We start from the raw sequence: 18,176 nt of genomic DNA, 5'->3' as shown, positions 1-18,176 counted from the left end.
CATGCGTACCTTCGGACTCTCCGAGTTTTTATTCATCGTGCAGGCCGCGCAGTGGACGCTGGCGCTGTCGGCCATTGCCTTCGTCGGCGGTGCGCTGCTGGGGCTGGTGGTGGCGCTGTCGCGCACCTCAGAGAACGCTGCGGCACGCAATGCGGCGCGCGTGTTCATCCAGGTGTTCCAGGGCACGCCGCTGTTGCTGCAGCTGTTCCTGATCTTCTTTGGCGCGCCGGTGCTGGGGTTTGACATCAACCCCTGGGTGGCGGCGGGCGTGGCACTGGTGCTGAACAGCGCGGCCTTTCTGGCCGAAATCTGGCGCGGGTGTATCGAGGCCGTGCCACGCGGCCAGTGGGAAGCCGCCCAGGCGCTGAACCTCAAGTACGTGGCCCGCATGCGGTTTGTGGTGCTGCCCCAGGCTTTCAAGATTGCGCTGCCACCCACGGTGGGCTACATGGTGCAGATCATCAAGGGCACATCGCTGGCCGCCATCATCGGCTTTACCGAGATCACGCGGGCGGGGCAGATCATCAACAACGCCACCTTTCAGCCGCTGCATGTGTTCACCACCGTGGCCGCGCTGTACTTCGTGATCTGCTGGCCGCTGTCGCTGCTGGCCGCACGCATGGAGCGCAAGCGCGCCCGTGCTCTGGCGCGCTGAGCCACGCGCCGCAACCTTCTTTTTTTCTTTCTGTTCTCGTTCACACCAACCACCAGGAGACATGCGATGACTTTTTCTTTGCAACGCCGCACCGCTACCGCCGCTTTGGCCGCCTTGGGCCTGGGCGCCGCCCTCACGGCGTTTGCGCCGCTGGCCTCGGCACAGTCCGTGGCGGACATCAAGAAGAAGGGTGAGATCACCATCGGCATGCTGGTGGACTTTCCTCCCTACGGCACCACCAACGCACAAAACCAGCCCGACGGCTACGACGCCGACGTGGCCAAGCTGCTGGCCAAAGACCTGGGCGTGAAGGCCAACATCGTGCCCGTCACCGGCCCCAACCGCATTCCGTTCTTGCTGACCAACAAGGTTGATGTGCTGGTGGCCTCGCTGGCCATCACGCCCGAGCGTGCCAAGCAGGTGCAGTTCTCGCAGCCCTATGCGGCCGCGACTATCGTGCTGTACGGCAAGACCGGCGCCAACATCAAGAGCGCGGCAGACCTCAAGGTCGTGCGCGTGGGCGTAGCCCGTGCCAGCACCCAAGATGTGGCCGTGACCAAGGCCGCGCCTGAGGGCACCGAAATCCGCCGCTTTGACGACGACGCATCGGCCATGCAGGCGCTGATCTCGGGCCAGGTCGATGCGATTGGCTGCTCGGTCACTGTGGCCGCGCAGATCGCCAAGCGCGTGCCTGCAAACACCTTCGAGAACAAGTTCAACCTGCTGCAGCAGGCCATGGGCATTGCCCTGCGCCCCGGCCAGGACGAGCTGACCAAGGCCGTGAATGACTTTGTGGCACGCAATACCGCCAATGGCGAGCTGAACAAGCTGTACCAGAAGTGGCTGGGCGCCGACCTGCCCAAGCTGCAGTAAGAGCGGTTAATAAAACTCTTCTGGCGTCGTTGCAGCGTCTTGTCGTACTACCCGTACTGCCTGCGACGCAGCGCCTAGCCAGAACCGCTTCGCTGAGTTTTCTTATCCGCTCTCAGTCGAACAGAGTGAGACATCCCAGGAGCCTTTGACAATGACGGACGCAGTCACTACGACGATGACCCCCACCGGTGCACCCGCCATCATCACGATGGAGGGAGTCAACAAGTGGTACGACAGCTTCCAGGTGCTCACCGACATCAACCTGTCGGTGCGCCCCGGCGAGCGCATCGTGATCTGCGGGCCATCGGGCTCGGGCAAGTCCACGCTGATTCGCTGCATCAACCGGCTGGAGACGGTGCAAAAGGGCCGCATCGAGGTCGATGGCATTGACCTGACCGCAGGCGGCAAGAACGTGGACGCCGTGCGCGCTGAAGTGGGCATGGTGTTCCAGCAATTCAACCTGTTCCCGCACCTGACCATTCTCGAAAACTGCACGCTGGCCCCCATGCGGTCGCGCGGCATGAGCAAGGCGCAGGCCGAAGAAGTGGCCATGAAGTACCTGACCCGCGTGCGAATCCCCGAGCAGGCGCACAAGCACCCCAGCCAGCTGTCGGGCGGGCAGCAGCAGCGCGTGGCCATTGCGCGGGCGCTGTGCATGGCGCCCAAGGTGATGCTGTTTGACGAGCCCACCTCGGCGCTCGACCCCGAGATGGTCAAGGAAGTGCTGGACACCATGATCAGCCTGGCCGAGGACGGCATGACCATGCTCTGCGTGACGCACGAAATGGGCTTTGCGCGCAGCGTTGCCGACCGCGTGATCTTCATGGCCGACGGCAAGATCCTGGAGCAGGCGCCGCCTCAGCAGTTCTTTGGCCAGCCGCAGCACGACAAGACGCGGCAGTTCCTGGGCCAGATCCTGACTTCCCACCACGCACATTGAGACCCGGCAGGTCGTGCGGTTGATGGCCTTCGCCCCGTGGGGGCGCGGCCTGAAAGAAACACATGATGGTATTGATTTCCCTGTCCTCCTTCGGCGCGGCCGAAACAGGACGCCACGGCCAGCTGTGGTGCACCGACCTGGCCCAGCAAGCGGGCGCGGACGGCGTGGAGGTGCGTGGCGAGTTGCTGCGCGATGCGACCACCGAGCTGCCAGCGCTGGCGGGCAGGGCGGCGGTGTACTCCAGCCCCGAAGGCCTCTGGACCGCGCAGGGCGAGCTGGATGAAGCAGCCCTTGCACGTGGCGTGCAGGCCGCCCAGGTGCTGCGTGCTCCGCGCCTGAAGATGTCGATTGGCGGCTTTGGCGCAACCCTGCCGACATCGCATGCATCGCTGCAACGCCTCCAGGCCCTCCTGCAGGCCGCCCCGCAGGTGGAGCTGGTGATCGAGAACGACCAGACCGCTACCGCCGGCACGCTGGCCGCCATGCAGGCCTTCTTTGCGGCCCAGGCACAGGCGGGGCTCGGCCTGGGCATGACCTTTGACATGGGCAACTGGCACTGGCAGGGCGAATGCCCGCTGCAGGCCGCGCAGGCCCTGGCGCCCTATGTGCGCTATGTGCACTGCAAGGGCGTGCAGCGCCTGCCCGCCAAGTGGGTGGCGGTGCCGCTGGCCGATTCGGTGGCGCCCTGGCGCGCTGTGCTGCGTGCCTTGCCTGCCGATGTGCCGCATGCCATTGAATACCCGCTGGTGGGCGACGACCTGGTGACCGTCACGCGCGAGCAGGTGGCCATCATTCGCGCCGCACGGGAGGCTGCATGACCGCCCCGGCTTTTGACGTTGCACTGTTTGGCGAGGCCATGCTGCTGCTGGTGGCCAACGAGCCCGGCCCGCTGGAGAACGCCACCGGCTTTCACAAGCGTACAGCCGGGGCCGAGACCAATGTGGCCATTGGCCTCGCGCGCCTGGGCCTGAAGGTGGGCTGGGCCAGCCGCCTGGGCACCGATTCGATGGGCCGCGCGCTGCTGGCTGCCATGCAGGGCGAAGGCATTGATTGCTCGCACGTGGTGTGCGATGCCACACAGCGCACAGGCTTCCAGTTCAAAGAGCGCGTGACCGATGGCCGCGACCCGCAGGTGGAATACCACCGCAAGGGCTCCGCCGCCAGCCAGATGGGGCCCGCCGATGTGGACGAGCCCTGGCTGCGTTCTGCGCGCCATCTGCATGCCACGGGCGTGTTTGCCGCCATCTCCGACACCAGCCTGCAGGCGGCCATACGCACGCTGGAGGTGATGCGCGCTGCAGGCCGCACCATCTCGTTCGACCCCAACCTGCGCCCCACGCTGTGGTCGTCGCCCGAGACCATGCGCCACTGGATCAACACCTTGGCGACCTATGCCGACTGGGTGCTGCCGGGCATGGAAGAGGGCGTATTTTTGACCGGTGAGACCACCCCTGAGGGTGTGGCACGCTTTTACCGTGAGCGAGGCGCCAAGCTCGTGGTGGTCAAGCTTGGCCCCGAGGGCGCTTACTACGACAGCGATGTGGCCGGCACCGGCCGCGTGCCCGGCGTGCCCGTGGCCCAGGTGGTAGACACCGTGGGCGCGGGCGACGGCTTTGCGGTGGGCGTGATCAGCGCGCTGCTGGAAGGCCTGCCCGTGCCCGACGCCGTGCGCCGTGGTGCCTGGATTGGTGCGCGTGCCGTGCAAGTGCTGGGCGACACCGAAGGGCTGCCCACCCGCGCACAACTGCAGGAGGCGGGTCTGTGAGCCTGGCGCTACCTTCAGCAGACGGCAGCACAAGCCCAGCGCGCAAGCAGGTGCTGGTGTTTCGCGAGCTGCCGCCCGACCAGCTCGCGCGGTTGACCGCCATGCACGACGTGACCGTGGCCGACCCCCGCAAGCCCGACGAGCGCGCGCGGTTCGATGCCGCGCTGGCACAGGCGCACGGGCTCATCGGCTCCAGCTTTCCCATCGATGCCGCCGTGCTGGCACGTGCGCCCGGGCTGCAGGTGGTGTCCAGCATTTCGGTGGGCGTGGACAACTACGCGCTGGACGTGCTGCAGTCGCGCGGCATCATGCTGTGCCACACCCCCGGAGTGCTTGACGAAACGGTGGCAGACTCAGTGTTTGCCCTCCTCATGGCCACCAGCCGCAGGCTGGTGGAGCTGTCGCAGTTAGTGCGCGAGGGCCGGTGGACGAAGAACATTGGAGAAGACCTGTTTGGCAGCGATGTGCATGGCAAGACGCTGGGACTGCTCGGGTTTGGCCGCATTGGCCAGGCCGTGGCGCGCCGCGCCGCACTGGGGTTTGGCATGCCGGTGATGTACCACGCCCGCCGCCCGGTGGATCTGGCAGCCCAGGCCCCTGAATTGCAGGGCAAGGCCATCCACACGCCGCTGCCCCCGCTGCTGGCGCAATCAGACTTTGTGGTGGCCATGTTGCCCTTGTCCGACAGCACGCGGGGCATGGTCAACGCCGAACTGTTTGCGGCCATGAAGCCCGGCGCCATCTTCATCAACGGCGGCCGGGGCGCCACCGTGGTGGAGCAAGACCTGCTGCACGCGCTGGACCATGGCCCGCTGCGCGCAGCGGGGCTCGATGTATTTGCCACCGAGCCGCTGCCGCTGGCGTCGCCCCTGCGCACCCACCCGCGCGTGACCCCGCTGCCCCACATCGGCTCGGCCACGCACGACACGCGCCATGCCATGGCGGCGCTGGCCACCACCAATCTGCTGCAGGCCCTGGCGGGCGAACGGCCCGCCGCCGTGTACAGCCCCATACCCGCATGAGCCCGCCGACACCCGCACCCTCCGCCACGCCCCGCGCCCGCCCCACCATCGCCGACGTGGCGGCCGAGGCCGGTGTGTCCAAGGCCACGGTGTCGCGCTACTTCAACCACCGTGAACGCCTGCTCAGCCCCGACATTGCGGCGCGGGTTGAGGCCGCCATCGCCAAGCTGGCCTACGTGCCCAGCCCCATGGCCCAGGCGCTGAGCCATGGCCGCTCGCGCCTGATTGGCCTGGTGGTGGCCGACATCACCAACCCCTATTCGGTGGCCGTGTTGCGCGGCGCCGAGAAGGCCTGCCAGGACGCTGGCTACCTGGTCATGCTGTTCAACCTGGGCAACGACCGCGAGCGCGAGCGCGCGGCCATCGACGCGCTAGCCAGCTACCAGGTGGATGGGTTCATCCTCAACACGCTGGGGCAGGGCGAGGGGCAGGCGGATGTGAACACCTTGCACGGCAAACCCGCCGTGCTGGTGGACCGGCGCCACGCCGGGCTGGCGGCAGACTTCGTCTCGCTGGACAACCAGGGAGCCATGCGCGAAGCCTGTGCCCATCTGCAGCAGCAAGGCTGGCAGCGTCTGCTCTACATCACCCAGCCCTTGCTGGGCGTGAGTTCCCGCATCGAGCGCACGGAGGCCTTTCGTGCGCTGGTGTCCTCCAAGCGCTCGGCGGTGCGCGGCACAGTGCTGGAGCTGGCAGCGGAGCAGGGCGATGAGGTGCTGGACCAGGCACTCACCGATCTGCTGCGGCAGGCCCGGCCCGGCGAGCGCTGCGCGGTGGTGGCGGGCAATTCGGTGGTCACGCTGCGGGTGGCTGCAGCCGTCTCGCGCATGGGGTGGACGTTTGGGCAACAGCTGGGCTTTGTGGGCTTTGACGACCCTGAGTGGGCGTCGCTGATCCGGCCCGGCCTGAGCGCCGTGGCACAGCCCACCGATGCCATCGGGCAACGCGCCGCGCAGTGCCTGCTGGAGCGCATCAACGGCCTGGAAGGCCCTGCGCGTGAGAGCCTGCTGCCCGGGCTGCTGGTGGTGCGAGGGTCTTCATTGGGGCCTGCGGGCGCTTCATCCACAGACTGAACGCGCTGCATCCCCGGGGACCCTCTGCACGAATCAAGCGGCAAGTGGGCGCAGCGGATCGGGAGGGGCTGCAAGGCGCAAAACGCAGCAGTAGCCGTAGCTATTGCGAGTATTTGCAACGCGGCAGGCCGCCCGAGCCCGCTGATGCACACGGCGCGCTGATTTGTGCAGAGGGTCCCTAGGGCCTGCGGTATGCTTTGCGGCCCTCGCCCTGGCGCATCGCCGGGGCCTCTTTTTCGCCTTCATCCTTCAGGTGCGCCCTGTGCCAAATCCCTCTCTGGACACCTCCCGCATCCGCGCGATCTCCATCGATCTGGACGACACGCTCTGGCCCATCTGGCCCACCATCACGCGGGCCGAAAGTGTGCTGCTGGACTGGCTGACCCACCACGCGCCCGCCACGGCAGCATTGTTCTCGGACACCGAGGCGCTGCGCGCGATCCGTAACCAGATGGTGACCCTGCGCCCCGACCTGAAGGGCGACCTGAGCGCGCTGCGGCGCGAGTCCATCCGGCTGGCGTTGACGCAGGCCGGTGACGAGCCCGCGCTGGCTGAACCGGCGTTTGATTTGTTCTTTGCCGAGCGCCAGCGGGTGGAGCTGTTTGACGATGCGCACGACACGCTGGCTTTCTTGTCAGCGCGCTACCCGGTGGTGGCGGTGTCCAACGGCAATGCCGATATCCACCGCATTGGCATCGGCCACTACTTTCGCCACAGCATCAGCGCGTCGGACTTTGGCATCGCCAAGCCCGATGTGCGCATCTTCCATGCGGCCGCCACGGCCGTGGATGTGCTGCCCCACGAGGTGCTGCACGTGGGCGACGACGCCACACTGGATGCGCAGGGCGCGCTGAACGCGGGCATGCAGGCGGTGTGGATCAACAGTGCCAACCACCCCTGGCCGCACGACGACACACCGCCCCATGCCACGGTGGACAGCCTTACCGCGCTGTGCCGGCTGTTGGCCTGACGGGTTCTACAGGGTTCGGTTTCTTGCCTCAGGTCAAGGTTTGGGCGCGCGGCGGTTGAAGCTGCGGCCCGATCAGGTCACACTCCATCGTCGCTCAGCGACCCCTCCCACCATGCCCCGTACTTCCCCTCCATTGCCCGCCATCCGCACCATCGGCATGATGCAGCCCATGACCTGGCTGGTACTTGCCTGGCGCGACATGGCGCGGGCGGGCTGGATCAGTTTTGCGCATGGCCTGGCGCTCACCCTGTTTGGCGCCGCCATCTTTGCGGTGGCGCACCACCGCTTCTGGCTGCTGGCGGGTGCACTGTCGGGGTTTCTGGTGGTGGCACCGGTGCTGGCCACCAGCCTGTATGCGCTGAGCCGCGCGCTGGAGCGTGGCGAGGCCGCCGACCTGGGCGTGGTGCTCAAGACCTGGCTCAACTGGCAGAACAGCCATGTGAACAAATGGGGCAGCGACTACTGGTGCATGCTGCAGTTCGGGGCCCTGCTGGCGCTGGCCGCCTCGGGCTGGGTCATGACCTCGGCGGCGCTCATCACGCTGCTGGCGCCCGTGCCCATCGAGACACCGCTCGACTTTTTGCGCCACGTGGTCATGGCGCGTGACGGCTGGTTGTTTGAAATCTGGCTGGCGCTGGGCAGCCTGATGGCCGCGCCCATTTTTGCGTCCAGCGTGGTGGCCATGCCGCTGCTGCTGGACCGCCGCGCCACGCTGCTGCAGGCGGTGCTCACCGGCTGGCAGGCGGTCATCACCAACCCGCTGCCGATGGCATTTTGGGCCGCCATCATCCTGGGATTTACCTTGCTGGGGCTGGGCTCGCTGCTGCTGGGCCTGATTGCCGTAATGCCCATGCTGGGCCACGCCAGCTGGCATGCCTACCGCGACCTGGTAGATGCATCCAGCTTGCCCGAGCGTGACCTGGTGGCCCCCGCTGTACCGAATGCCTCTGTGCGTCGGCCAGGAGGGACATCGTGATTTTCGGATTTACCGAGGCGCAGATCTCGGGCTTCTTCCTCACCTACGGGGTTGGGGCGTTCATTGCCTACATGCTGTTCATCATTGGGCAGCTGGCTTGGGAATCGAAGGCCGGGCGCTTTGGCACGTTCGTGATCTTCCTGGGGTTGGGCGTGGGTTTTCTGGGTTTCCTGGCCAAGGTGGTGATTCAGTGGTGGCTGGAGAAATGACCCTGCATCCGCGTGTTCATGTTGGGCGGCACGTTGGCTCGTCCGCTGTCTTGTTCTGAACCACCGCACCTTCAGTCAGCGCGCGCCTTGTGAATCAGCAAAGTAGCTCCTGGACGGAGCAACACAGCCGCCTGACCGGCCTGGTCGGTGCATCGACTGGGCTGATGGCAGCGCTGCGTGCGGTTCGCTCACTGGGATTGGACTCGTGGTGCATAGGCGCGGGGGCCGTGCGCTCCCTGGTTTGGGATGATTTGCATGGCTTTGCAGAGCCTACGCCCCTGGACGATGTGGACGTGGTGTATTTCGACTCTGCTCTCTTTAGTGCGGCGCAGGACGCAGAGTACGAAAGCCAGCTGCGGAAGGTAATGCCCTCGGTGGCCTGGGAGGTGACGAACCAGGCGACGGTACACCGCTGGTTTGCTGAATATCTTGGGCAGACGGTGGCTCCATTGCTTTCGCTGGATGATGGAGTGGGGAGTTGGCCGGAGGTCGCTACTTGCGTGGGTGTTTTCCTGCGGCCGGATGACTCCATTGGCGTTGTGGCTCCTCATGGGTTGGACGATTTGTTTGGCCTGTTGGTTCGTCACAACCCCGTGCGTGCTGATGCGCAGACCTATCGGGAGCGTGTTGCGTCCAAGCGGTTCGCGGCGCGCTGGCCACTGCTCACTATCCACCCCGCTTGATGCGCATTGGGCGAACCGGCCCGCTGGCTGCTTCAACGCGGCCAGGACCGCAGCCCCAGGTCCTGCGCCAGGCGGCGATAGTCGGCCAGGCTGCGCTGCACATAGTCATCCAGGGCGGCGCCACTGAGCGCAAAGGGGTACAGCCCATGGCGGGCGCACAGGGCGGCATAGCCGGGTGCCGCCTGCGCTTCCTGCAGGGCAGTCGTCCAGGCGTGGGCGACGGCGTCGGGCACGCTGGCGGCCATGTAGAGGCCGCGCACGGTGGTCCATTGCAGGTCAATGCCTTGCTCGCGGGCCGTGGGCAGGGCGGCCAGCGCGCCGGGCAACCGCGCGGGGGCCAGCACCGCCAGGATGCGCACCGGCAGGCCTTCCGCAGCGGCCCGGGTGGCCTCGGCCGCGTCCCCGGTGAAGATGTCGATGTGGCGGCCGCCCAGCGCCTTGAGCGCTTCGCCGCCGCCTTCAAACGACACAAAGCGCATGCGCTTGTGGTCTTGCCCCGCCGCGCGCACCAGCAGCGCGGCCTTCACCCAGTCCTGGCTGCCCAGCGTGCCGCCGGCGCCAAACACCACGCGGCCCGAATCTTTTTGCAACGCGGTGACCACGTCCTGCAAGCGCTGGTAGGGAGCGTCGCGGTGCACGGCCACCACGCCGTAGTCATTGCCCAGCGTCGCGATCCAGCGCACGGCGCTCACCGGGTGCGGGCCGAAGCGGCCCTGCGCCAGGTTGAGCAGCGAGCCGCTGGAGAACGCCACCAGCGTGCCGGACCCTCCCAGGCGGCCCGTGGCCACCTGGTCAAACGCCACCGCACCAATGCCGCCGGGCAGGTAGCGGGTGCGCAGCGGCGTGCGGCCGGGGCGCACGGCCTGCAGCGCCTGGGAGGCCAAGCCACAGGTCAGGTCGAATCCGCCGCCGGGGCGTGATGGTGCAATGCACTCTGCTGGTTCACGGGATGCGTCTGCCGCTGCTGATAAGGGGGCCAAGCCCGCGCCAGCACTGGCGGCGGCCGCGAGCGTCTGCAGCAGCTGGCGGCGGCTGCAAGGCGCGGTCAGCGGACGGTCTGTGGTGGGCAAGGGCTGCGGCATGGGGTGTGGAGCGTTCACTTGTTCAGCAGACTGCGTCAGGCGCGGGGCCACCAGAGTATCGCCAGAAGCCCCGGCCCCTCGGCGCGCGCCTGCAGCCGCAGGCTGCCCCGGTGCCGCTCGGCAATCGACCGCGCAATCGCCAGCCCCAGGCCCGACCCGCCCGCCGTGGCCTGAGAGCCGCGCCGGTAGCGCTGGCCCAGGGCGTCGCGCTCCTCGGCGGGCAGGCCGGGGCCGTTGTCCTCCACGCTGATGCTCCAGCCCAGACTGTCACCCGCAGCCGACACGGTGACAGTGCCCTGCGCAGGGGTGTAGGCGATGGCGTTGGCGGCCAGATTGGTCAGGGCCTCGCGCAGCAGGCCACTGTCGCCCACCGCCTCGATGCCAGCGGCGGGCGTATGGATGCCAAAGTCGATCTGCTTGGCGCGCGCTTGGGGCAGCAGTTCCAGCGCCACTGTGCGCAGCAGCGCGGCCAAGTCGAAAGGCGTCAGCTCCACCGCCGCCGTGTCGCTGCGGCCCAGTGCCAGCAGTTGCTGTGTGCTGCGCGTGGCGCGGGCGATTTCGCCCCCAATGGCGGCCAGCGTGTGCTGCACCTGCGTGCTGTCGCCCTCGCGGCGCGCGTAGTCGATCTGCATCTGCAGCGTGGTGAGGTGGGTGCGCAGCTGGTGCGAGGCATCGTCCAGAAACTGCCGCTGCTGTGCCACCAGGTCTTGCGTGCGCGCCATCTGCTGGTTGACCGCGTCCACCAGCGGGCGGATGTCGGCGGGCAGGTCGTGGGATGCCAGCGGGGTCATGTCGTCGCTGCTGCGGGCCTGCACTTCGCGCGCCAGCCGCGCCAGTGGGCGCAGCGCCACGGCCAGCAATGCCGCAGTGCCCAGCACCATCAGGGCCAGCACCAGCGCATCGCGCTGCACCGCGCGGCGCACAAAGCGGGCAGTGAAGTCCTCGCGCGACCGGGTGCTTTCGGCCACCTGCACCAGCACGGTGGATGCGGGTTCTGCGCGGTCCAACGCGCGGCGGTAGGCGGCCAGCCGCACTGATTCGCCAAAGTAGGTGGCGTCATAAAAACGCGGCACGCCGGGCTCCAGCGCGCCAGCGGGCAGGGGCAGGTCGGCATTGCCCAGCTCCACCAGCCCGTCGGACGACGCCACGCGAAAGTACACGTTGCCGCTGGCCGTGAGTTCAAAGAATTCGAGCATGCTGTACGGCAGCTCGGCCGACAGGCCGCCCGAGGCGGTGGAGATGTTGGCGTCGATGGACTTGAGCGCGCCGAGCAGCGAGCGGTCGTAGGCCGCGTTGGCAGCCTCCAGCGCATCGTGCCGTGTCATCCAAAGCTCTACGCCCGTCACCATGGCCAGCAGTGGCAGCAACAGCATGGCCAGCAGGCGCCACAGGCTGGCGCGGCGCAGGCGTGCGGTCAGGCCCATCGGTCAGTCAGCCTCTAGCGCGTAGCCCAGGCCGCGCAGCGTAGTGATGCGCACACCGCTGCCGTCCAGCCGCTTGCGCAGGCGGTGCACAAATACCTCCACGGCTTCGGGGTGCACATCGTCATCGTCGGTGAACACCCGGTCCAGAATTTGCTGCTTGGAAAACGGCTCGCCGCTGCGCTGCACCAGCACGCGCAGCACGGCGTGTTCGCGCGGGGACAGAGCCAGGGGCTCGCCGCGCAGCGTGAACTGCTTGCGGGCGCTGTCATACACCAGCGCGCCGCAGGCCTGGCGCTGGTGCTCGTTGCCGCGCGCGCGGCGCACCAGGGCGTGCAGGCGTGCCTCAAGCTCGGCCAGCTCGAAGGGCTTGGCCAGAAAGTCGTCGGCCCCCGCGTTGAGCGAGCGCACGCGCTCGTCCAGCGAGTCGCGCGCCGTGAGGATCAGCGCGGGTAGGCGCTGGTCGCGGTCGCGCAGGCGCTGCAGCACGGCCTGGCCGTCCAGCCCGGGCAGGCCCAGGTCCAGCACCAGTGCGTCGTAGTTGTCGTGCTGCTGCAGCGCGCGGTCGGCCAGGCGGCCGTCGTTCACCCATTCGACCTGGATGCCCGCATGCTCCAGCGCACGGCTCAGCCAGGTGCCCAGGTTGTGGTCGTCTTCGGCCAGAAGGATGCGCATGGAGGGATGCTACCGTTTGTGCGGAAGGCGCAGGGCTTGCCTTCAGCATTGAGCCATTCAACGCGGAGCGGTCACGGCGCGCAAGCGCCAGCAGCCACACTGTGCGCACGCGCTGCCCAGGCTAGGCAGCCGTGCAAGGGCCGCCCCGCCGCACTGGCTGCGTCCCCCTTCCCGACCCGCGCAGCGGGGCGAGAGAAAGGGGGAAGACGCGAAGCGGCTCAGGGGGCTTCTTAGTCTGGCTTCACCTTCGCGCGCAGCAGCACCTTCTTCCAGCGCTCTTGTTCGGACGCGATGAACTGCGCAAACTGCGCTGGTGTGCCGCCAATGGCCTCGGCCGCGTCCGCGTTCAGGCGCTCCAGCGAGCCGGGGGCCTTGACGGCCTTGGCGGTCTCGGCTGCCAGCTTGTCGAGGTTGGCCGGTGCCAGGTTGGCGGGGGCCAGCATGCCGTACCACTGCGTCATCTCAAAGCCCGGGAACCCCTGTTCGGCCACCGTGGCCACGTCGGGCAGCTGGGGCAGGCGCTTGGCCGAGCCGGTGGCGATGCAGCGCACCTTGCCGGCCTTGATGAACGGCAGCAGGGCGGCAGCACCCACGGCAGCGGCATCAAGGCGGCCCGAGAGCAGGTCGGTCATCATGGGGCCGGTGCCACGGTAGGGCACGTGCAGCATGAAGATCTCGGCGGTCATCTTGAGGTATTCAAACGCCAGGTGGCCCGCGCTGCCGTTGCCCGCCGAGCCATAGCTGAGCTTGGCCGGGTTCTTCTTGGCGTAGGCGATGAACTCCTTGAGGTTCTTGGCGGGCACGTCGGGGTGCACCACGTACAGGCTGGGCACCTTGGCCAGCAGGCTCACGGGCTTGAAGTCCTTGTTGGCGTCGTAGGGCAGCTTGTCGAAGATGAAGGGGTTGACGGCCAGCGTACCGATGTGGCCCAGGATCAGCGTGTGCTGGTCGTCCGAGCGTGCCACTTCACCCATCGCGATGTTGCCGGCGGCGCCGGGCTTGTTGTCCACATACACGCTCTGGCCCAGCGTCTTGCCCAGCTCCGCAGCGGTGGAGCGGGCCACGATCTCCGAGCTGCCGCCCGGTGCGAACGGCACCACAAACCGCACTGACTTGGAAGGCCAGGCCGCCTGGGCCGATGCACCGGTGGGCAGCAGGCCGCCTAGGGCCAAGGCGCCGCTGGCTCCCAGCAGGTGGCGGCGGGTGGGGGACCAGAGGGCGGGGTGTTCGTGTGAAAGCATGGGGGTGTCTCCGTCAAAACGATAGGCCGAAAGGCCAAAGGGCCCAAAGGCGAACAAGGCGCATGCGGTATGCGTGTGGCGCCATGGTGCCCGGGCCGTGCTTTCGGAATGCTGTCAGCGGGCTTGGTAGTTACCCGGGGGTGGCCCACTGGCCCTGGCGGCGTGGGGTCAGCCGGCTGCAGCGCAGGCCGCCATGGCGGTGCCGCTGAGCACCGCGCCTTCCAGCGTCGCCGGATAGGGCCCGTCCACATAGTCGCCGCAGGCCGTCAGCCCCGGCAGCACCTGCATGGCGGGCCGCTGCAGGCCGGGGGTGCACGCAAACGTGGCGCGCTTTTCAACCACGGTTTGCACAGGGCGCAGGCCGGGCAGACCCAGCTGCGCGGCGGCTTGCTGCAGCACCTGCTGCTCGATGAGTGCCCGGTCGCCATCGCTGGCGCTCACCACAAACGCCAGCAAGCCCTGCTGGCCGTCAAGCTGGCCCCGGTCGAACACGAACTGCGCCGGGTGCTCGGCCGTGTTGCGCAGCGCCAGCATGGGCAGGGGCAAGCGCGCACCACGGGCGTGGGCGTACACGGTGGTGATGGCCTCAAACCGCAGGGCGCCGGCGGTGGCGCTCCAGCGGGCCGCAGCGGTCAGGCCCGCCGTGCTGGCAAGGCCCTCGACCAGCCGCGCGGCCTCCCACGAGGGGCAGGCCAGGGTGATGTGGTCGAAGGCATCGGTTGCTTCTGAGCCTTGCGCCGCACCCCCAGTCCCCGCTAACTGCCAGCGTCCGCTGGGCAGGGGCACCAGCCGCTGGATGCGTTGGCCGATGACCACCTGGCCGCCTTGCTGCACCAGCCAGCGCATCGCGGCCTCGGGGAACAGCGCGCCCAGGTCGGTGCGGGGCAGCAGCAGGTTGGAGCCACCGCGCCCGCTGAACAGGCTGTCTTGCAGCACCCGCAAAAACACCTGGCCGCTGGCCTCGCGTGCGGGGGTGTTGAGTGCCGACACGCACAGCGGCTCGATGAACTCGGCCATCAGCCGGGGCGTGAGCGGGGCGCACAGGTCTGCCACCGAGGTGTGGGGTGCGCAGCGAAAGCCGCGCAGCTGCCAGGCGGTGGCCGTGCGCAGCAGCGCGACCTTGTCTTGCCAGCCCCAACCTTTGGCGCGCACGATGCCCAGCAGCGCATCGAGCGGCGGGGCCAGGTCGGGCAGTTGCAGGCCCTGGCCGTCGGGGAACTGCAGGGTCAGCGGCAGGCGCAGCAGCGCGGTGGTGGGGTCTACGCCCACCAGGCGCATGAGGCGCAGGCTCTCTGTGTAGGCGCCAATCAGGATGTGCTGGCCGTTGTCCAGCGTGGCCGCTGTGCCATCGGGCAGCGCGCCCGGCACCGCGCGGGCGCGGCCGCCTACGGTGCGCGCGGCCTCGAACACGGTGACCTGGCGGCCAGCCTGCCGGTGGGCGATGGCCGCAGCCATGCCAGCCCAGCCAGCCCCGATGACGGCGACTTTCTGCGGTGCCACGCCGGGCTACATCCTGCCCAGGGCTTGCATCTTCCAGGCCAGCCAGAACTTGCGCAGCGGCGTGAGGCGGATGCGCTGGTGTAGCACCTGGAAGTTCTCGTGCTCGATCTCGCGCAGCAGGGTGCGGTAGATGCTGGCCATCATCAGACCGGGCTTTTGGGTGCGGCGGTCTGCGTCGGGCAGCAGGGCAAAGGCCTCGTCGTACAGCCGGTGCGCACGCTCGGCCTGAAAGCGCATGAGGGCGGTGAACCGGTCGGAGTACTGGCGCTTCAAGATCTCGTGCGCTTTCACGTCGAACTGCTGCAGCTCGCTGACGGGCAGGTAGATGCGGCCCAGCATGGCGTCTTCGCCCACGTCGCGGATGATGTTGGTGAGCTGGAACGCCAGGCCCAGCCGATGCGCGTATTCGGTGGTGCGTGGGTCGGTCTGGCCGAAGATGCGCGCGGCCACTTCGCCCACGATGCCCGCCACCAGGTGGCAGTAGCCCTTGAGGCCTGCAAAGTCGAGGTAGCGGGTCTGCTCCAGGTCCATCTGGCAGCCGTCGATCACGGCCTGCAGGTGGCGTTGCTCGATGCCGTAGTCGGCCGCCAGCGGCATCAGCGCCAGCATCACCGGGTGCGTGGGCTGGCCTGCGTAGGCCTTGGTCACTTCGGCCTGCCACCAGGCCAGCTTGGTGCGGGCCACGCCCGGGTCGCTCACCTCATCGACCACATCGTCCACCTCGCGGCAAAACGCATAGAACGCCGTGATGGCCGCGCGGCGGGGCGCGGGCAGAAAGAGAAAGGCGTAATAGAAGCTGCTGCCCGAGGCCACGGCTTTTTGCTGTACGTACTGCTGCGGTGTCATGGGGCGAGATTGTCCCATGGCGCACCGGGGCGGGCCGGTTGTCGGGGTTTGAGGTGTTTTTGGGCGGATGCGCTAGTGCAGCATGCCCTTGGTGCTATTGAAATGATAGCTTTTGAGGAGGCGTCACGGAGCCATTGGTGAGGCGGCGGGTGCAGGGGCAGGCGCCTCGGGTTGCGACATCTCGCGCATCAGCGCGTCCAGGTCGTCGCCCTGGATCGACATCTCGGGCAGCGTGGCGGGCGTGCTGCGCAGCCACTGCGTGGTGGCGGGCACGGCCATCACCAGGACGATCACGCCGGCCAGGCAGAGCAGGTAGGGCGCCAGCGCACGCGCCACCGCGCCCATGGCGGGCCGGGGAGCCACCTGGGCGCGGGACAGCACCAGCGCGTAGCCCAACGGCGGCAGCAGGAACCCCGCCTGCAGCACCAGCAGGGTGAGCGCGGCCACCCAGGCCGCGTCATCCACCAGCGCCAGCAAAGGGGGCATGACGATGGGGATGATCAGGAAGATCAGCTCGAACGCATCGAGCACAAACGCCGAGCCCAGCAGCACGGCCAGTACCACCCCCATGGCCAGCAGGGGCTGGCCCTGCAGGGCACGCATCCATTCGGCCACCAGCACATCGGTGCCGTAGGCGCGCAGCACCAGCGAGAACGTGACGGCCGCCACCAGCAGCGCAAACAGCGCGCCGGTGAGCGCCATGGCGTCGTCCAGCACCTGCGCCAGCCGCCGCAGCGTGAGCTGGCGCGACGCCATGCCCCACACCAGCAGCAGCACCCCGGCGGTGGCGGCGGCCTCTACCGCCCGCACGCGGCCGGTGGTGACCAGTGCCAGCAGGGCCACGATGAGCAGGGGCACCACGCCCAACGTCCAGCGCTCGCTGCGGGTGAGGGGCACGGGTGCTGAAGATGCGGCCCCTTGATCTGCGATGCCGACAGCGCGGCGCTGGGCCAGCCACCAGGTCACGCCCATCCACAGCACCAGCAGCAGCGCACCGGGGGCCAGGGCGGCCTGCAGCACGTCCTGGGTGTTGATGATGCGGGTGCCTGCGTGGGAGCTGGCCAGCCCCAGTTGCGTGGCCAGGGTCAGGCCCTCGGTGTGGGCGCGCAGCATGGCATCGCCCAGCAGCAACAGCACCAGCGACGGCGGCACGATGATGCCCAGCGTGCTGGCCACGGCGACCAGGGCGGTGCGTCGGGCGGGCGGCATGCCTTCGTGGGCCCAGGCCTGCCCGGCGGTGTGCGACAGGGTCACCAGGCTGGCCCCCACCGATCCGTTCATGGGCGCCATGAGCATGCCCACGCCCAGGCCCGCCATGTCGGGCGCGGCCCGCTGCCCCACCACGCGCGCCAACAATTTGCGCAGGCCGCTGTACAGGCCGTTGACCAGTGCCAGGTGGTTGAGCAGCGCACCCACCACCGCGTACAGCACCAGCGCTTGCAGCAGGTCATGTTCGAGCAGGCCCACCACGCGCTCCGGCAGGCTGCGCAGCACGGCGCCATCAAACGCGCCCAGCGCCAGGCCTGCCACCGCGCCCAGGGTGCTGACGCCCAGCAGCACGGCGTAGGTGGCCCAGCCGGTGGTCATCATCAGCACCAGGGCCAGCACCAGCAGCAACAGGCCGATGGCGTTCATGGGATGAGACTCATGCAGGGTCCGCCGGTGCGCCAGTGGGCGCGCGCAGCGTGTGCACGGCCCGCCACAGGTCGGCCAGGGCCTGCAGAGCCAGCAGCACGGCCAGCAGCAGCAAGGCCAGCTTGATGGCGAAGTAGCCGGGGTTGGCGGTTTCAGGAAAACTCTCCAGCCCCCGCACCGACCGCCACACCGTGGGCGCGGCGTTGATGCACACAAACACCGCCCACGGCAACACGGCCAGGGGCGCGCCCAGCAGGCGCATGGCGCGCACCGGGCCCCGGCCCGCATGGGCAAGATCGGGGCGGCTGACCAGGTGGGCGCCGCGCCGGTCTGCATGGCGCAGGGCCACCGCCACATACAGCGCAAACAGCACCTGCGCGAGGTCGTTGGCCTGGCTGGACCCCGCGCCCCACCCGTCGCGCAACGGCCATTGCAAAAACAGCAGCAGCACGACCAGCAGCGCCAGCGGCATCACCAGTGCGCCCAGGCGGTTGAGCCAGCGCTCCAGTGGCAAGGGGGTGGGCAGGTCAGGCGGCAAATGCATGCAGATGAAGGGGCGGCGGAATGAGCCGCGAAACAGGCTGCAAAACGGGCCGCTGGGCGGCTCGGT

19 protein-coding genes are annotated in these 18,176 nt (G+C 68.3%); 11 read left to right on the top strand and 8 right to left on the bottom strand.

What is annotated here, in order from left to right; genetic code table 11:
• Position 1: 1 nt before the first annotated feature.
• From ACT531_RS12630 to ACT531_RS12580, 11 genes are all read left to right on the top strand, one after another.
• The gene (locus tag ACT531_RS12630; RefSeq protein WP_015014909.1) at positions 2 to 655 is read left to right on the top strand and encodes an amino acid ABC transporter permease; all 654 of its coding nucleotides are present in this window, start codon (positions 2 to 4) and stop codon (positions 653 to 655) included.
• Positions 656 to 721: 66 nt separating this feature from the next.
• Positions 722 to 1,528: a transporter substrate-binding domain-containing protein gene (locus ACT531_RS12625; RefSeq protein ID WP_476017634.1), complete on the top strand. Its 807-nt coding sequence runs from the start codon at positions 722 to 724 to the stop codon at positions 1,526 to 1,528.
• Between the two features lie 151 nt (positions 1,529 to 1,679).
• On the top strand, positions 1,680 to 2,468 hold the full coding sequence (locus ACT531_RS12620; RefSeq protein ID WP_476017633.1) for an amino acid ABC transporter ATP-binding protein: 789 nt from the start codon (positions 1,680 to 1,682) through the stop codon (positions 2,466 to 2,468).
• A 62-nt stretch (positions 2,469 to 2,530) separates the two neighbouring features.
• Positions 2,531 to 3,286 carry a sugar phosphate isomerase/epimerase family protein gene (locus ACT531_RS12615; protein WP_476017632.1) on the top strand — a complete coding sequence of 252 codons (756 nt, stop codon included), beginning with the start codon at positions 2,531 to 2,533 and terminating at the stop codon, positions 3,284 to 3,286.
• A complete protein-coding gene (locus tag ACT531_RS12610) occupies positions 3,283 to 4,233 on the top strand; it encodes a sugar kinase (protein WP_291446211.1) in 951 nt (316 codons plus the stop codon). The genes ACT531_RS12615 and ACT531_RS12610 overlap by 4 nt, the downstream gene beginning before the upstream one ends.
• Positions 4,230 to 5,255 carry a 2-hydroxyacid dehydrogenase gene (locus tag ACT531_RS12605; RefSeq protein ID WP_476017631.1) on the top strand — a complete coding sequence of 342 codons (1,026 nt, stop codon included), beginning with the start codon at positions 4,230 to 4,232 and terminating at the stop codon, positions 5,253 to 5,255. Before ACT531_RS12610 ends, ACT531_RS12605 begins: the two co-directional genes overlap by 4 nt.
• The gene (locus tag ACT531_RS12600) at positions 5,252 to 6,328 is read left to right on the top strand and encodes a LacI family DNA-binding transcriptional regulator (RefSeq protein ID WP_476017630.1); all 1,077 of its coding nucleotides are present in this window, start codon (positions 5,252 to 5,254) and stop codon (positions 6,326 to 6,328) included. The genes ACT531_RS12605 and ACT531_RS12600 overlap by 4 nt, the downstream gene beginning before the upstream one ends.
• 262 nt (positions 6,329 to 6,590) lie before the next feature.
• The gene (locus ACT531_RS12595) at positions 6,591 to 7,298 is read left to right on the top strand and encodes an HAD-IA family hydrolase (RefSeq protein WP_015014902.1); all 708 of its coding nucleotides are present in this window, start codon (positions 6,591 to 6,593) and stop codon (positions 7,296 to 7,298) included.
• Positions 7,299 to 7,410: 112 nt separating this feature from the next.
• Positions 7,411 to 8,274, top strand: a complete 864-nt coding sequence (locus tag ACT531_RS12590) for a DUF2189 domain-containing protein (protein WP_476017629.1) — start codon at positions 7,411 to 7,413, stop codon at positions 8,272 to 8,274.
• The gene (locus ACT531_RS12585) at positions 8,271 to 8,483 is read left to right on the top strand and encodes a DUF2788 domain-containing protein (RefSeq protein ID WP_060984975.1); all 213 of its coding nucleotides are present in this window, start codon (positions 8,271 to 8,273) and stop codon (positions 8,481 to 8,483) included. The genes ACT531_RS12590 and ACT531_RS12585 overlap by 4 nt, the downstream gene beginning before the upstream one ends.
• A 164-nt stretch (positions 8,484 to 8,647) precedes the next feature.
• A complete protein-coding gene (locus ACT531_RS12580; RefSeq protein WP_476017628.1) occupies positions 8,648 to 9,166 on the top strand; it encodes a nucleotidyltransferase family protein in 519 nt (172 codons plus the stop codon).
• A 32-nt stretch (positions 9,167 to 9,198) separates the two neighbouring features.
• On the opposite strand, the gene ACT531_RS12575 is transcribed toward ACT531_RS12580, so the two are convergent.
• The 8 genes from ACT531_RS12575 to ACT531_RS12540 all read right to left on the bottom strand — a co-directional run bounded on the left by ACT531_RS12575 (position 9,199) and on the right by ACT531_RS12540 (position 18,110).
• Positions 9,199 to 10,248, bottom strand: coding sequence for a tripartite tricarboxylate transporter substrate-binding protein (locus ACT531_RS12575; protein WP_476017748.1), 1,050 nt, complete (start codon positions 10,246 to 10,248; stop codon positions 9,199 to 9,201).
• 35 nt (positions 10,249 to 10,283) lie between these two features.
• The gene (locus ACT531_RS12570; protein ID WP_476017627.1) at positions 10,284 to 11,672 is read right to left on the bottom strand and encodes a sensor histidine kinase; all 1,389 of its coding nucleotides are present in this window, start codon (positions 11,670 to 11,672) and stop codon (positions 10,284 to 10,286) included.
• 3 nt (positions 11,673 to 11,675) lie between these two features.
• Positions 11,676 to 12,344, bottom strand: coding sequence for a response regulator (locus ACT531_RS12565; RefSeq protein ID WP_015014896.1), 669 nt, complete (start codon positions 12,342 to 12,344; stop codon positions 11,676 to 11,678).
• A gap of 230 nt (positions 12,345 to 12,574) precedes the next feature.
• The gene (locus ACT531_RS12560; RefSeq protein WP_060984257.1) at positions 12,575 to 13,585 is read right to left on the bottom strand and encodes a Bug family tripartite tricarboxylate transporter substrate binding protein; all 1,011 of its coding nucleotides are present in this window, start codon (positions 13,583 to 13,585) and stop codon (positions 12,575 to 12,577) included.
• A 168-nt stretch (positions 13,586 to 13,753) separates the two neighbouring features.
• Positions 13,754 to 15,085, bottom strand: a complete 1,332-nt coding sequence (gene hpnE, locus ACT531_RS12555) for a hydroxysqualene dehydroxylase HpnE (RefSeq protein ID WP_476017626.1) — start codon at positions 15,083 to 15,085, stop codon at positions 13,754 to 13,756.
• A gap of 6 nt (positions 15,086 to 15,091) precedes the next feature.
• Positions 15,092 to 15,931 carry a presqualene diphosphate synthase HpnD gene (gene hpnD / locus ACT531_RS12550; RefSeq protein WP_209820027.1) on the bottom strand — a complete coding sequence of 280 codons (840 nt, stop codon included), beginning with the start codon at positions 15,929 to 15,931 and terminating at the stop codon, positions 15,092 to 15,094.
• Positions 15,932 to 16,054: 123 nt separating this feature from the next.
• Positions 16,055 to 17,566, bottom strand: a complete 1,512-nt coding sequence (locus ACT531_RS12545) for a TRAP transporter large permease subunit (RefSeq protein ID WP_476017625.1) — start codon at positions 17,564 to 17,566, stop codon at positions 16,055 to 16,057.
• 10 nt (positions 17,567 to 17,576) lie between these two features.
• On the bottom strand, positions 17,577 to 18,110 hold the full coding sequence (locus ACT531_RS12540) for a C4-dicarboxylate ABC transporter substrate-binding protein (protein ID WP_099730677.1): 534 nt from the start codon (positions 18,108 to 18,110) through the stop codon (positions 17,577 to 17,579).
• Positions 18,111 to 18,176: the final 66 nt, after the last annotated feature.

The organism is Acidovorax sp. DMC1 (assembly GCF_056314325.1).
The sequence above is the reverse complement of the archived record's forward strand: the minus strand, read 5'-3'. Positions and strand labels throughout refer to the sequence as shown.

Bases quoted from the DNA above. Each gene is read 5' to 3' on its own strand.
- ACT531_RS12630 (WP_015014909.1), top strand. From the start codon at position 2: ATGCGTACCTTCGGACTCTCCGAGTTTTTATTCATCGTGCAGGCCGCG.
- ACT531_RS12625 (WP_476017634.1), top strand. From the start codon at position 722: ATGACTTTTTCTTTGCAACGCCGCACCGCTACCGCCGCTTTGGCCGCC.
- ACT531_RS12620 (WP_476017633.1), top strand. From the start codon at position 1,680: ATGACGGACGCAGTCACTACGACGATGACCCCCACCGGTGCACCCGCC.
- ACT531_RS12615 (WP_476017632.1), top strand. From the start codon at position 2,531: ATGATGGTATTGATTTCCCTGTCCTCCTTCGGCGCGGCCGAAACAGGA.
- ACT531_RS12610 (WP_291446211.1), top strand. From the start codon at position 3,283: ATGACCGCCCCGGCTTTTGACGTTGCACTGTTTGGCGAGGCCATGCTG.
- ACT531_RS12600 (WP_476017630.1), top strand. From the start codon at position 5,252: ATGAGCCCGCCGACACCCGCACCCTCCGCCACGCCCCGCGCCCGCCCC.
- ACT531_RS12590 (WP_476017629.1), top strand. From the start codon at position 7,411: ATGCCCCGTACTTCCCCTCCATTGCCCGCCATCCGCACCATCGGCATG.
- ACT531_RS12580 (WP_476017628.1), top strand. From the start codon at position 8,648: ATGGCAGCGCTGCGTGCGGTTCGCTCACTGGGATTGGACTCGTGGTGC.
- ACT531_RS12575 (WP_476017748.1), bottom strand. From the start codon at position 10,248: ATGCCGCAGCCCTTGCCCACCACAGACCGTCCGCTGACCGCGCCTTGC.
- ACT531_RS12570 (WP_476017627.1), bottom strand. From the start codon at position 11,672: ATGGGCCTGACCGCACGCCTGCGCCGCGCCAGCCTGTGGCGCCTGCTG.
- ACT531_RS12565 (WP_015014896.1), bottom strand. From the start codon at position 12,344: ATGCGCATCCTTCTGGCCGAAGACGACCACAACCTGGGCACCTGGCTG.
- ACT531_RS12560 (WP_060984257.1), bottom strand. From the start codon at position 13,585: ATGCTTTCACACGAACACCCCGCCCTCTGGTCCCCCACCCGCCGCCAC.
- hpnD (WP_209820027.1), bottom strand. From the start codon at position 15,931: ATGACACCGCAGCAGTACGTACAGCAAAAAGCCGTGGCCTCGGGCAGC.
- ACT531_RS12545 (WP_476017625.1), bottom strand. From the start codon at position 17,566: ATGAACGCCATCGGCCTGTTGCTGCTGGTGCTGGCCCTGGTGCTGATG.
- ACT531_RS12540 (WP_099730677.1), bottom strand. From the start codon at position 18,110: ATGCATTTGCCGCCTGACCTGCCCACCCCCTTGCCACTGGAGCGCTGG.